Consider the following 12,358-nt stretch of genomic DNA (forward strand, 5'->3'; position numbering starts at 1 on the left):
TATCTTACGTGCTTGTAGAGACGAAAAGTATCTGCGCGACATAAGGATACATTCTCGCGCCATTGTTCTCACGGTAGAACAAGACTTTGTTTATACTTAAGCTCCTATCAAACACTAGCACTTACATAAACCCCACTTAAACAAAAAAGCCACCCCCCTACTTTCAGGGCTTTTTTTAGAAGAAGATTCCCATGAAATTTCTACCCGTTTCCATGCAAAAATATCTGCCCTATCTAACCTTCCTATTATTGGCGCTGGCGTGGGGCTGTACTTTTGTCTTTATTAAAATCGCTAACGAATTTATCAGTGCCGAACAGATTGCCTTTTATCGCGTATTTTTAGGGTTTTTACTGGTAGCGGTTTACGGAATCATCAGCAAATCATTCGAACGCGAACACCTAAAACACTGGAAACATTTAATAGCGATAGCAGTGCTGGCTTCCCTGATGCATTTCCTGTTTTTTGCTAAAGGAACGGTATTATTAAATTCAGGCATAGCCGGCGCCTTAAGTGGTTCGATACCGCTTTTTGCGTTTGTATTATCGATCGCTTTCATCAAAGAAGAACACGCCACCTGGGTAAAACTAGGCGGGATTCTATTAGGGTTTCTTGGGGTCGTACTAATTGCCAACCCGTTTAATGCAGGCGCAGGCAGTGCAAACCTCTATGGCGTGATGTATTTACTCTTGGGCTCAGCCGCGGTAGGCGCATCATTTGTTTATGCCAAAAAATATATCGCCCCACTCGGAATCTCAGTCATCGCCTTAACCGCCTATCAACTCGGTCTGGGCTTATTGATGATGATTCCGTTTATCGATTTTACAGGTATCTTAAACGTTTGGAGCACGCCTAAAGCCATCGCCAGCACTATCATCGGTTTGGGATTAATCAATACCGCCATCGCTTCTATTGCTTACTATTACGTCGTCGATAAACTCGGCGCAGTAAGAGCATCATCAGTAACCTATCTACCGCCTGTGATCGCCATGATCATCGCCGTATTTTTACTCGGAGAAGAAATTCAAACACTGGACTATATCGCGCTAGCGTTAATATTTGCCGGGATGTTGTTATTGCGAGAAAAGACAGCGTCTGAACCGTTGTAGTTCTCTGTTTTTTTAGTTGAATAAGAATCAAAGTCACCCCCCTACTTTGGGGCAGTTTTTTAATATTCATTTAAGGAAATGAAGGGCAGAGTAGATAGTTTGCTAAAGCCCAATATGAAACGTTCGGTATTCTTGTTAGTTGTTAGTTGTTAGTTGTTAGTTGTTAGTTGTTAGTTGTTAGTTGTTAGTTGTTAGTTGTTAGTTGTTAGTTGTTTTTTACCCGGTATTCATAGACATTATTCTCAGAACCATATAACTCCATTTTACCAATAGCATTAAACCCCGCTTTTCTTAACAAAGCCTTAGAGCTTACGTTATCTGGCAGTGTTACCGCTAAAATCGTCTGCAAAGCATGCGTTGAAAACCCATCATTTAGCACTGATAAAGTCGCCTCATAGGCAAAGCCTTTACTGCAGAACTCAGGTAAAAAAGCAAAACCAATGTCAGGATGATCAAGCTCTGTTCTTTTCAACAAGCCACACATGCCTACTGGAGTTCCCGAGCTTTTTAATTCAACCAGATTAAGACCAAAGCCAAAAGTTTTATAACTATTTAAAGGGCCATTCAATAGATAGTTTTAAGCATCAGCATTCGTGCGGACATTTTTATCAGCAATATAACGAATAAAAGACTCTTCATTTAATAATCGGACAATGAACTCAGCATCTAAAAGCTGAAAGCGCCTAATAATCAATCTGTCTGTTTCACAAACTACTGTCATTAAAATTCTCTGATCTAGAAAGATTGCTCTGCTACTTATATGTGATGCCTTATTTTAACGACTAATTACGCCATACCCTTTCCATCTGTAGCCCTAACAGGAATACCAGTAGGGTCGAAACCTTCAAGGCAATATACGTTGACACCATAGTGATCAGGCGCAACACGTTTTCGATGAAATGGATAAATGCCACAGATACTACAAAAATAATGCTCAGCTGTATGCGTATGAAATGTGTACGTTGTTAGCGATTCCTCACCGCTTAATATTTTCAGTTTGCTCTCATGTACTTTCACCATCAATGCGTTTTTGCGAAGGCAAATTGAACAGTCGCAAGTAGTAAGTTCAGGAAAGTCAGTTTGAATCTCGAACTGAACCGTTTGACAGTGACATGAGCCTTTATATGTTTTCATTTGTAACCTTGGTTTAATAAAAGCACACCCCCGTACTTTTAGGCACTTTTTCTATTCAGCGTCGCAAATATATAACTGATCAGTTCAACGACATTTTTAACGTAGTATTTTTACAATAAAATAGCGGAGCTATTGTAAAAAAACCGAAGTGAAAAATATCCACTGGACATATTGGTTATACATATATTGCCAAAATCAAATAGTGTACCTAAAATACAAGCAATATTAGGCCAACAATACTGGCACTTCGATACTGCCAGATTACGTATTTTTCAACAAAGCTAAAAGTCCTAGCATTGTTGGCATATATTTTGCTCTACTAGGCATAACTAAACCGGAATAAACATTCTCCCTGATTTTGCACCAAAAAAACCCATATTTCATAAAATCAGGTTCAATAACAGAGCGTTATTCAAACCAAAGACAAGTATCGAGCACCCCATGATTAAAATCGGAACAATAAAAGAGATATGGCGCTACCCCGTAAAAGGCATGGCTGGTGAAAGTATTGAGAGTTGTCATATCGATCAGCATGGTTTAGAAGGTGACCGACAATTTGCCGTTCGTGACGTAAAAAGAAATGAAATCCAAAGCTGTAAATTCAGGCCCAATTTACTCAGCTGTATCGCAACCTATAATACTGACAATGCAGCAAATATTGACCAAGCGCCTCTTTCACTAAACTTCCCCGACGGACAAATATTCAACTCGGGCGTGACCGCTGAAATTAATCAAAAAATCTCAGAGCTGCTAGGCCACGAATCCATACTCGAAACACTTCAGCCTGATAGCGATAATGATTTGTACAAGCGCTTTAAAGCTAAAAATCACAATTGGCTCCAGGAACTGAAAGACACATTTACGCGCGAACCGGGCGAGAGTCTGCCAGACTTTAGCGACCTACCTCAGGACTTTATTGATTATGTGACGCTACCCGGAACATTCTTTCTCGTATCGCCCTGTCACATCATTACTACTGCCACCATGGACCACTTCAAGAAGAATCACCCTGATTCAGATTGGGACATACGACGTTTCCGCCCTAACATTTTGATCGAGACCACTGAAGGAATCTCAGGTTTAGTCGAACAAGAATGGCTTGGTAAAACCTTACATATCGACAATACGAGTATTAAGTGCATGAATGCAGCTCCGCGCTGTGGTGCCGTAACGAGAAAACAACAAACTTTTGGCTTAGACAAATCGATGCTGCGCACAATTGTAAACGAAGCAGATCAAAATCTAGGTATTTACGGAGACATAAGCTCACAAGCGCTAATAAATGTGGGAACTGACGTATATCTTTCTTAATGGAAATAGGATATCTGATTTTCGTGGATAACCCGGAATGCTGACGCCTACATCAGCCTATTGCAAAAGTGGGGTGACGCAGAAAACTTGCTTTTATTGGTTGGATGAGTGTATTTGTTAGCTGCTTTCATTTTCACGGTCATTTAGTATGAAGTTCCTAAGTGACCTTTCACTGCGCATTACGTACAAAATAAATACTTTCTCTTTATCGATTCTGTAAATGATACGGCATGGATTTACAATTATTTCAAGGTAACGAGAATTTTCAAGTTCAGGCAGCTTACGACCTGACTTTGGAAACCGCTCAAGTCTCTCAGTTTTAAAAAAGACTTTTTGTACAAGCTTGTTAGCAGCAGAAATTTTATCAAGAGCGATGAATTCAGCTATTTCATTTAAGTCTTGTAGTGCTGGCTCTGTCCATATTATTTGAGCCATTTACTCATTTTTGCTTTTGCTTCTGTTTGTGTAAAAGTGCGGTTTTCTATAATTGCAGTTTCACCACGAGCAATACCTTCTAAGATTTTCATCCTATTTTGTGTAAGTTCGTAATCGCTAACATCAACTAAGTAAGCTGAAGGCTGCCCATGCTCTGTAATAAGAACAGGTTCTTTGGATTCATGGAGCTCAGCAAGTATTTTAGTTGCTTGTCTCTTAAGTGTAGTTACAAGTTCTATTTTCATAATAGTGCCACTATAGTATCACTACAGCAAATTTACAAATTATGTTTGAAAGCTAATGCCGCAATAAATGGAAAGTGATAGTGAGACCAACCCACGCTTTTTGCGGGTGATTTTTCATTGCTTTTTAAGAGTGTGCTTACGCATGATGTGACCGTAAAGAGTGAATAATCTCTTCTCTCTCTCGCTTTTCAATATTCTCACCTTCCGTACTGCAAATATAAGTAGCATACACAAGATGGTTTTTTCCAGACAACCACCAACTAAAAAAGGTATCGCCGCCGCTCACTGTTTTTTTAAATATACCGTTTAGAAATGGCAAATCCGTTTTCTCTGGACTTTCAACTTCTGCGAACTCCAATAGATCTTCAAAGGTTATGTCTCCACCCTCTTTGAAGAAAGAGCTGACTTGAAAAGCACCAACACCATCAGGATCGTATATTGCAAGACACTCATCAGTTTCTTCAACTTGCCAGTGGTTTGGCAGATCAACAGACCATGTATCGTGTGTGTATCTCATTCGCACTCCTAATGCCTTGCTCAGCGGACGCCTGCTTTTAACGCACCTTTTAAGAAACTATTTACGTCTTTTTATTAACAAGTTGTACAAAGTAGAATATCCCTGCACCTACAATACCACTATACAAACAAAGTTTATGTAATTGATCAATTGTTAAGAAACCTAGAAAGTTATTCTGCAAAGTGATCGGGTAAAATGGCTCAACATCAGAGTGCATGATACTGTCTAAAAGAACATGACTAAATGTACCAATAAATGCACTTAAAAAAACTACCCACCATGCAATTTTAATCGGATTACTTTTCTTAGAGATGCCAAGAATCATCAGACCAAACTCAGACAAATATTTACCTGATAATGCAGCAAAAACAGCTAATAAAGAAGCACCAACATAAGTATGTGAAAAACCATGTAAATGTCCCTCACCGGTTATGAGTACAATTAGTGGCTGTATATCCATGACTATTTGTGCCCACCCGAAAACCATCAAACTAAAGCTTCCTTGTAACAAGGACTTTATCAGAATTCCAGGGCCCATATGGATTGGTGTAAATGGCATTTTCTATCCTTTTTTGACACCCCCCTACTTTTAGGCATTTTTTAGAGGAGAGATGGTTTTATTCTTTTTGAAAGTTGATGCTTTTCCGATGAAACTTATCAGTCAATTTTTTATATTATGGATAAATCATTAATACTTTTTACTTCATGATCGCTTAACGTACGTTTATATAAAATTTCTTGGTGAAGTATTAATTGTTCTTTAGCTTCTCTTTCTGGAAGTGTCAGAAATTTACTCACCTCTAATCCTTCTAATAAATTATTTGAGAAGAATAAGCTCTTAGAATCTCTAGAAAAATTATTTCCGAGTAATATCCATGTTTCTGGATCAGTATTTTTTAACTTAAACCACATATAAAAAACACTGTTCTTATCCTTTGAATAAACACCTGAAACAGGTTTCCAAGATTCTAGATGAACTCTTGGTATTTTATGCGAACCATAGTAGATACTTTTGGCATCTTTTGAGTAACCATTACTGATATATTCCCATGTTGAAGGGTCAGAGTTTTTTAGAGCTGCACCATCATAATAAACATTTACATTATCTCTAGCATAAATATCATTTCCGCTGTCGGTCATTGTTAATGCCATAGGCTCTTTACAGCTTTTAATGGGTTTACCAAAATAATAAGCAAAAGAAGAATCTCTTGCATATCCAGAATTTAAGTATGAAAAAGTATCTAGACTTCCACCTTTTAAAGGTCTGAGAGAAGTTTCATATTCAAAATATACTAAACTTTTGTCTTTCCAATAATTATTCCCAATTTCTTCAAAAGAATCCCTATCAATTTTCTTAAGTTTATCCCAGGCATGATAAATGTGGTTCTTATCACGACCAAAAAATTGTTGCTGATGATCAGTTGATACTTTTCCTGAATCTTCTTCTATACGTACCTCAAAGCTTGATGTATCCGCACCTCTAATAAATCTATTTTGGTGGAAGACTTTGTCGTTCTTGATTTCCCAGTAGATGATTCCGTACTCCTTGCATTTGAATTTATTATTGGGTAAATCAGAGAGTTTTTTCCAGTTCATATTATGTTTTCAATGAGTGAGTTGTTTTAAGCTTCATGACTTGTACAGCGGAAAAATGCCAGCGTGAGCGAATAGTTTTTCCGATGCAGCAAACTGTTAGGTTTGTTGTGAAAGTTAGCAGAATTATTCACCATATTCTGCTACAAGTGTTTTGTAAATTTGGTGAGGGTTTGGATGTTTCAGGAGAGCAGCGAGTTCAAAAAACTCACTCTTTACAGCCTCTCCTTCAACAAATTCAAATTTAAGAATATGCTCAACTGCATCTAGTATAGATGAGCCAATTATTTCAAATTCTTCAGCAGAGTCTTCAAAATAATATTTAATTATTTTTGGCTCATCTTGAGCTACGTACGCAACAATATAATCACCGTTTGTCTCCCAAAGTGGGATTAGATCATTTTCAAACGGCATGTTGTCAGGATATTCAGTGGTCAGATAATTAAAGGTACTAGGTTCTTGATATTGCCATTTGTATTTTCCTGGGGCTTTAAATCCATTATTTAAATTTGAAAATAATTCGGGAGCACCAATTTTCTGAAGAATATTTATACGTTCTAATATAGATCTAGCCATAATTTAGTAACCTAACGCATTGCGAAGAGGAAACCGAAGCTTGCATAGGTTTTCCCTGTTTAAGCACCTTGTTATATCTTGTTAAATGACCCCTGACTCTTCTAATATACTTAGTGCAGAAGCTGAAAGATTCTTTTTTTCTGACTTGTAAAGTGCTTGTGCCTGCTCAGGGAACACCTTTGCCTGTAAAATCAGCGTTTCTTTTGACATGGGTAAGTCCGCATAAATCATACTTGTAAGTTCTTTTAACATGGCTTGTCTATATTCTTTTTCTACGCCTTCACTAGAAACTATTTCTTTCTTTGTCCACTCGATAGCTTTTTGAAGAGATATTCTTTCTTTATCATCATTCTTAAGTAGTACAGGGCTATAACCAGTAAATCTTAGTAGCATTGCAGCATCTTTAAAGTTGGAATTACCTGTCGCCATTGTTGTAGTAATATAAAACTCATTCGGATTTATAACTTCGTTCACGATAATCTCCTTTAAATATAACGCCTTGCACAGTGGAAAAATGCGAGCGTGAGCGAGTAGTTTTTCCAATGCTGCAACTTGTTATGTAACTTATTGATATTGCTTACTTCGTAATAATTGAGTAGCAATGTTTCTGATTTTTTTACTTGAACCATTTTTAGCTAATTCATCAATCATGTCTTTAGTTATTTGAGAATGGTCTAATAGTTTACGCTGAATACCACTATTGTTTGAGACCATACATTTTTTAAAAACTTCTCCAGAGATAGAATCTTTTCTAAGTTCTCTTAGAATATATATTTTGTTTATTTCTTGAGGAATTTTTTGCTTAAGTGTTTCTAATGAAGTTATTCTTTTAAATTGCTCATCTGTTAACCAAGAAGCATTTATTAGGTCAACAATTGCACTTAATCCCATTCCTTCTTCTGGGTCAGACAGAGCTAATTTAATAAAGCCTTCAATTTCTTCTGTTGTTGCTTCTTTAGTATCAAATATCCATTTTGAAAAAGCCCCACATCGATAATGTTCAAAACAACTATGATTTGTCTCCTGATAATCATTTAGCTGATCTTCAAGAGTATCTGTACTTAGAATACCTAAATCTAACCATTCTTTTGTATAGCCAAATATTGTTAATTTATCTTCAGTTTTCATTTGATATTCATCGTTTTTGCGTCGCAGACTACATAACAGTTTATTACACAGCTTCTTTCTGTCCCCGTCATTATCGGCGCCGAAAATCTATATAAATAAAAGTAAAGCCTAATGTACCCTTAGTATAACTTTTTTTTATGCGAACTGTTAGAAATAGACGGATTCTATCTATTCCAGATAGTGACGCTCCTGTCTATTTCGTATATACCAGAAGCTACCTTTTTTCTTTTTTATATAATTTTAAAAACGACTAGCAAAGCATAAATTCCAATATGTCTTCAAGATAAGAAAGGGTGTCTCATTTATAAGTAATGTGTAAAATTTCTAATCGATTAAGCACAATTTACTGTCCACTGATCACTAAAAGCCACCCCCCACCTTTGGGGCACTTTTTTATTTATTGAAAATATTGTTAAGTCCTTAATCTATCTCATCATATTTCAAAAACGAGCTGGATACTTGGTCGTTGCGCCACTGAATTGGCTATGCGTTTGACGCTGGGGAATTCGTCGATGGCTGGATGACCCAGGGCAGGGTTTAGCCAGGTGCTAAGCATATAAAGGTAAATGTCAGCAGCACTGAAGCGGTCAGCTAGCATCCATTGATGTCCCCTTTTTCATCATCAATCACTTTCCATGTTTCTCTGAGGCGTCGGCTACCATGTCGCTGCGCACTGGGCCCATTTGCGGGGGAGTCAACAAAGCTACCTTTATAAAAGGTCACTTTCCATCCTGAGATCGAAAAACAATTTTCTTAAAAAGTATATTGGGTTTGTCCAACAAGAGGATAGATTATGAGTGCTTCGCCCTCACAATCTATCCTTATTCATTATTTTTGAATATTTATCACTTTTTAATTCTTATAGTACTTTGGTTAAAGTAACATCACCAAAGTCAGGGAAAGTAATAGTTAATGAGTCAGTAAAAACTGTCGCGCTAAAGGAAGTGTCCGTGCAATTAGAAGATTCAGGCAAGTCGCAGAATAATGCCTCCCCATCACTATTATCGATAGTTGAGATTGTTAACAAATTGTTATTATAAGTATATGTACCAAACTCATATCCTATAAGATCGTTCTCTTCTGTTGGCTGATGCCCAACATATTGACCGTTATCCATGAAAACAAATAACACATCATTAAATTGCCATGCGCCAACTATACCTCCTGAAGATAAATCTTGTCTTGTATAACTATAATTACCAGAGTCTACGGAGTCATACCAAGAGAAAGTATTTTCAATTAAGCTGATTTCTTGCCCAGGAGAACTTGCAAAAGATGAAAGACCAATATTGGAGTTAGTGTCAACTACAGCATTAACAGTAATAACATCATCTGCGAAGGTATAAGTACCATACTCAAAATCATCCCCATCATTAATTTCATTTACTTCAGCAAAATAATATGTGCCATCTGGTAGATAAGTATGAAGGGCTAGATCAGCGCTGCCAGATGAATTAGGTGGACGTTCGGTTAATTTCCAAACCCCGGTTAATTCGGCATCAGTATTATTGGTTCCTGTTCCTGTTCCTGTTCCTGTTCCTGTTCCTGTTCCTGTTCCTGTTCCTGTTCCTGTATCTGTAGTTGAGCTACTGCTACCACCACCACAACCTGCCATAAATACTGCTAAGAATACGAAGTTTAATAAATTTAAGTATTTCATTCCTTTCATCTCCATTAATTGACATAAATTATTCTAGTTTAGTATTTAAAAAATATCTGAAAAAAATATCTGCAATAAAAAATAGATAGAGAATTTTGCATGAAGATAGTTTTTCCAAATTAAACTACTCCTGTTACTTTTAAATTTTACCGGCTATTGATGATTCATCATGGTTTCAAAAACGAGCTGGATACTTGGTCGTTGCGCCACTGAATTGGCTATGCGTTTAATATTAGCAAATTCGTCGATGGCTGGATGACCCAGGACAGGGTTTAGCCAGGTGCTAAGCATATAAAGGTAAATGTCAGCAGCACTGAAGCGATCGCCTAGCATCCATTGCTTATCCCCTATTTGATCGTCAATCACTTTCCATGTTTCTTTGAGGCGTCGATTACCACGTCGTTGTGCACTGGGCTCATCTGCTGGGGAGTCGACAAATCGATCTGGATAGTAGCTGAGCTGGAATGCGTTCTGTATGGAATTGGAGAAATAGACCAGCGTCTGTAAATAAAGCGCTCGAGCAGGATCATCGATGGCAGGAGCTAGATTTGCTTGCGGATGACGATCGCATAAGAACATGGTAATCGCGGCGTATTCGTACATCGCGCCTGTCGTTTCTGTCGTACTTTCGTCCCATGAGAGAACTGGCACCCAGCCATTGGGATTAATCGCTAGTTGTTCTGGTGGACAAGGTTTGTTTCTGTCGGTGGTCGTGGGGATCAGTTCGTATGGAACACCAATTTCTTCCAGAATGACCTGAATGCCCATTGATGCACTTCTGGGGGCATAGAATAGCTTATACATCTTGTTATTCTCCTAACGGTAAAGTGCCAGATTTTTATAGGCGTTGCAGTATTTGCTTATTTTTATAACTCAACATTGAATAACTAACTGTTGTTACGTTTCTGGTGTTAGTTAAGCGCTCATTTCGTTTTGTAATTCTTTTAATTCATCAAGAATACGAATGAATTTTTTGCCGAAAGGTGTCACGACGTATTCAACTTTTGGTGGAACTTCGTTGTATTCGATGCGTTTGATGATGCCGTATTCCATGTTTTTGCGCAGGCATTCATTCAGTACTTTTGTGGTTAGGCCTTCGACACTTCGTACCATTTCTCCCGGGCGATTAATGCCTTCGGACAGAAGTTGATAGACCGTCAGAGACCATTTACAGCGAAACACATTCTCTACCATACGCGCACTGCGTTCCGGAGCGGAGTTTCTCAAAAATATTTTTCTGTTACTTATCATAAAGATATACCTAACTGTACCTACCTTACTGAATTGTACCTACTGTTTAGGAACAACCTTTACTTGTAATCTTTCATTTCACTTTGCACTGATTTGTTTACACAGATTGGTTCAAACAATTCAGTTTACACAACTAGTTTACAAAACATAGTTAACACAATACAAAGAGGATTATGAGATGGAAAATACAAGCCAACCTACCGCACTTATTATTGGTGGATCAAGTGGAATGGGTTTAGAGAGCGCGAAATTATTATTGAAACGTAATATAAAAACAATCATTGTCGGCAGAAACGCGGAAAAATTAAATCAGGCAAGTCAGGAGCTTTCTGCATTTGGTGACGTTGAAACCCTGCAGGCAGATTTATACAAGGCTGAAGATTTACAGACTATTATTGAATTCGCGAACAGCGGTAATCAACACATTAAATATCTACTGAATTCTGCGGGTTATTTTAAACCAACGCCATTTGTTGATCACAGCAATGACGACTATGACATCTACCAGGAATTAAACCGAGCCATCTTTTTTATCTCTCAAGCTGTGGCTAAAAACATGATTGCTAACGGTGGTGGCTCAATTGTTAATATTGGTTCTATGTGGGCGAAACAAGCGATTAAGGCAACCCCTTCTTCTGCATACTCAATGGCTAAAGCAGGCTTGCACGCACTGACACAACATATGGCTATGGAGTTGGCAGATCATAATATTCGTGTGAATGCGGTATCGCCTGCCTTGGTAAAATCAACGATTTTTGAATCATTCATTGACCCAAGTGCTATGGATGAAACACTAGCTACTTTCAACGGTTTTCACCCAATCGGCAGAATTGGCCAACCAGAAGATATCGCTAAAACCGTTAGCTTTTTATTGAGTGATGACTCGAGTTGGGTCACAGGAGCAATATGGGATGTGGATGGTGGCGTAATCGCAGGCCGAAACTAGGTTCTTGAAAGAAGGATTCCGAAGCCTTTTTTACTTAGTTAGAATTATCAGGTAATCAATGATTTCATTGTTTACCTGTTTTTATATGAAGAACAAAAATCTTTGTTGTGCTGTGCTCATATAACCATGAGGAGCGCGTATTTTTCTAATGATGGTGTCATCGTTGTTATCTGAAACCCCCTAAGATTAGCCCTCTGTGTCTGTGCTAGTTTCTTGATCTGCCGCTTCTGCTAATTTAGCGCGCTCAGCTTTGCTAATGTATTTAGGTTTGCTATTTGTCGCTAATTTGGCTTTGGCCTTTTTGATACGAGACTTTACGATCTGAATGCTTTTCTTACGACGGTTCATGCTTCCTACTCAATGTGTAATTATCGATATAATATCAGTTTCTCAGATAATTCCGATCCATTCTTTCTTGCGATACGCATTGCTTTTAAAGGGGCGTAACCCACCCCC

20 protein-coding genes are annotated in these 12,358 nt (G+C 37.9%); 3 read left to right on the top strand and 17 right to left on the bottom strand.

The annotated features are described in order from the left end of the window. Window positions 1-191: 191 nt before the first annotated feature. Window positions 192-1,106 carry a DMT family transporter gene (locus tag OO007_RS14075; RefSeq protein WP_325809274.1) on the top strand — a complete coding sequence of 305 codons (915 nt, stop codon included), beginning with the start codon at window positions 192-194 and terminating at the stop codon, window positions 1,104-1,106. Between the two features lie 205 nt (window positions 1,107-1,311). Here the strand turns inward: OO007_RS14075 and OO007_RS14080 are convergent, their stop codons facing one another. The 3 genes from OO007_RS14080 to OO007_RS20280 form a co-directional block, all read right to left on the bottom strand. Then, a complete protein-coding gene (locus OO007_RS14080) occupies window positions 1,312-1,674 on the bottom strand; it encodes a GNAT family N-acetyltransferase (protein WP_325809275.1) in 363 nt (120 codons plus the stop codon). Window positions 1,675-1,683: 9 nt separating this feature from the next. Next, window positions 1,684-1,827 (bottom strand): hypothetical protein, encoded by a 144-nt coding sequence (locus tag OO007_RS14085; RefSeq protein WP_325809276.1) that lies wholly within the window; start codon window positions 1,825-1,827, stop codon window positions 1,684-1,686. A gap of 65 nt (window positions 1,828-1,892) precedes the next feature. Next, entirely contained in the window at window positions 1,893-2,240 is a 348-nt protein-coding gene (locus tag OO007_RS20280) for a GFA family protein (RefSeq protein ID WP_442784345.1), read from the bottom strand. A gap of 441 nt (window positions 2,241-2,681) precedes the next feature. Between OO007_RS20280 and OO007_RS14090 the strand changes: the two genes are divergently transcribed. Continuing rightward, window positions 2,682-3,551 carry an MOSC domain-containing protein gene (locus OO007_RS14090; protein WP_325809277.1) on the top strand — a complete coding sequence of 290 codons (870 nt, stop codon included), beginning with the start codon at window positions 2,682-2,684 and terminating at the stop codon, window positions 3,549-3,551. A gap of 117 nt (window positions 3,552-3,668) precedes the next feature. Here the strand turns inward: OO007_RS14090 and OO007_RS14095 are convergent, their stop codons facing one another. The 13 genes from OO007_RS14095 to OO007_RS14155 all read right to left on the bottom strand — a co-directional run bounded on the left by OO007_RS14095 (window position 3,669) and on the right by OO007_RS14155 (window position 10,956). Beyond that, window positions 3,669-3,986 carry a type II toxin-antitoxin system RelE/ParE family toxin gene (locus OO007_RS14095; protein ID WP_325809278.1) on the bottom strand — a complete coding sequence of 106 codons (318 nt, stop codon included), beginning with the start codon at window positions 3,984-3,986 and terminating at the stop codon, window positions 3,669-3,671. Continuing rightward, window positions 3,974-4,231, bottom strand: coding sequence for a type II toxin-antitoxin system Phd/YefM family antitoxin (locus tag OO007_RS14100; protein ID WP_325809279.1), 258 nt, complete (start codon window positions 4,229-4,231; stop codon window positions 3,974-3,976). Before OO007_RS14100 ends, OO007_RS14095 begins: the two co-directional genes overlap by 13 nt. A gap of 136 nt (window positions 4,232-4,367) precedes the next feature. After that, the gene (locus OO007_RS14105) at window positions 4,368-4,748 is read right to left on the bottom strand and encodes a DUF3805 domain-containing protein (protein ID WP_325809280.1); all 381 of its coding nucleotides are present in this window, start codon (window positions 4,746-4,748) and stop codon (window positions 4,368-4,370) included. Between the two features lie 61 nt (window positions 4,749-4,809). Beyond that, window positions 4,810-5,307: a metal-dependent hydrolase gene (locus OO007_RS14110; RefSeq protein ID WP_325809281.1), complete on the bottom strand. Its 498-nt coding sequence runs from the start codon at window positions 5,305-5,307 to the stop codon at window positions 4,810-4,812. Between the two features lie 110 nt (window positions 5,308-5,417). Beyond that, window positions 5,418-6,344, bottom strand: a complete 927-nt coding sequence (locus tag OO007_RS14115) for a DKNYY domain-containing protein (protein WP_325809282.1) — start codon at window positions 6,342-6,344, stop codon at window positions 5,418-5,420. A gap of 123 nt (window positions 6,345-6,467) precedes the next feature. Continuing rightward, window positions 6,468-6,917, bottom strand: coding sequence for a hypothetical protein (locus OO007_RS14120; RefSeq protein ID WP_325809283.1), 450 nt, complete (start codon window positions 6,915-6,917; stop codon window positions 6,468-6,470). 81 nt (window positions 6,918-6,998) lie between these two features. Then, window positions 6,999-7,391: a hypothetical protein gene (locus OO007_RS14125; RefSeq protein ID WP_325809284.1), complete on the bottom strand. Its 393-nt coding sequence runs from the start codon at window positions 7,389-7,391 to the stop codon at window positions 6,999-7,001. Window positions 7,392-7,481: 90 nt separating this feature from the next. Then, window positions 7,482-8,045, bottom strand: a complete 564-nt coding sequence (locus OO007_RS14130; protein ID WP_325809285.1) for a hypothetical protein — start codon at window positions 8,043-8,045, stop codon at window positions 7,482-7,484. Between the two features lie 433 nt (window positions 8,046-8,478). After that, window positions 8,479-8,643, bottom strand: a complete 165-nt coding sequence (locus OO007_RS14135) for a hypothetical protein (RefSeq protein WP_325809286.1) — start codon at window positions 8,641-8,643, stop codon at window positions 8,479-8,481. Continuing rightward, window positions 8,637-8,768: a hypothetical protein gene (locus OO007_RS14140; RefSeq protein ID WP_325809287.1), complete on the bottom strand. Its 132-nt coding sequence runs from the start codon at window positions 8,766-8,768 to the stop codon at window positions 8,637-8,639. The genes OO007_RS14135 and OO007_RS14140 overlap by 7 nt, the downstream gene beginning before the upstream one ends. Window positions 8,769-8,904: 136 nt before the next feature. Next, the gene (locus tag OO007_RS14145; RefSeq protein ID WP_325809288.1) at window positions 8,905-9,705 is read right to left on the bottom strand and encodes a hypothetical protein; all 801 of its coding nucleotides are present in this window, start codon (window positions 9,703-9,705) and stop codon (window positions 8,905-8,907) included. Between the two features lie 153 nt (window positions 9,706-9,858). Next, window positions 9,859-10,509: a glutathione S-transferase family protein gene (locus tag OO007_RS14150; RefSeq protein WP_325809289.1), complete on the bottom strand. Its 651-nt coding sequence runs from the start codon at window positions 10,507-10,509 to the stop codon at window positions 9,859-9,861. Between the two features lie 111 nt (window positions 10,510-10,620). Further along, window positions 10,621-10,956 (bottom strand): winged helix-turn-helix transcriptional regulator, encoded by a 336-nt coding sequence (locus tag OO007_RS14155; protein ID WP_131906741.1) that lies wholly within the window; start codon window positions 10,954-10,956, stop codon window positions 10,621-10,623. A 178-nt stretch (window positions 10,957-11,134) separates the two neighbouring features. Here OO007_RS14155 and OO007_RS14160 point away from each other — a divergent pair, with 178 nt between their 5' ends. Next, window positions 11,135-11,902: an SDR family NAD(P)-dependent oxidoreductase gene (locus OO007_RS14160; protein ID WP_325809290.1), complete on the top strand. Its 768-nt coding sequence runs from the start codon at window positions 11,135-11,137 to the stop codon at window positions 11,900-11,902. A 186-nt stretch (window positions 11,903-12,088) separates the two neighbouring features. Here the strand turns inward: OO007_RS14160 and OO007_RS14165 are convergent, their stop codons facing one another. After that, entirely contained in the window at window positions 12,089-12,250 is a 162-nt protein-coding gene (locus tag OO007_RS14165; RefSeq protein ID WP_325809291.1) for a DUF2986 domain-containing protein, read from the bottom strand. Window positions 12,251-12,358: the final 108 nt, after the last annotated feature.

The sequence above is a fragment of the Cocleimonas sp. KMM 6892 genome, assembly GCF_035798195.1.
Lineage (GTDB): Bacteria > Pseudomonadota > Gammaproteobacteria > Thiotrichales > Thiotrichaceae > Cocleimonas > Cocleimonas flava.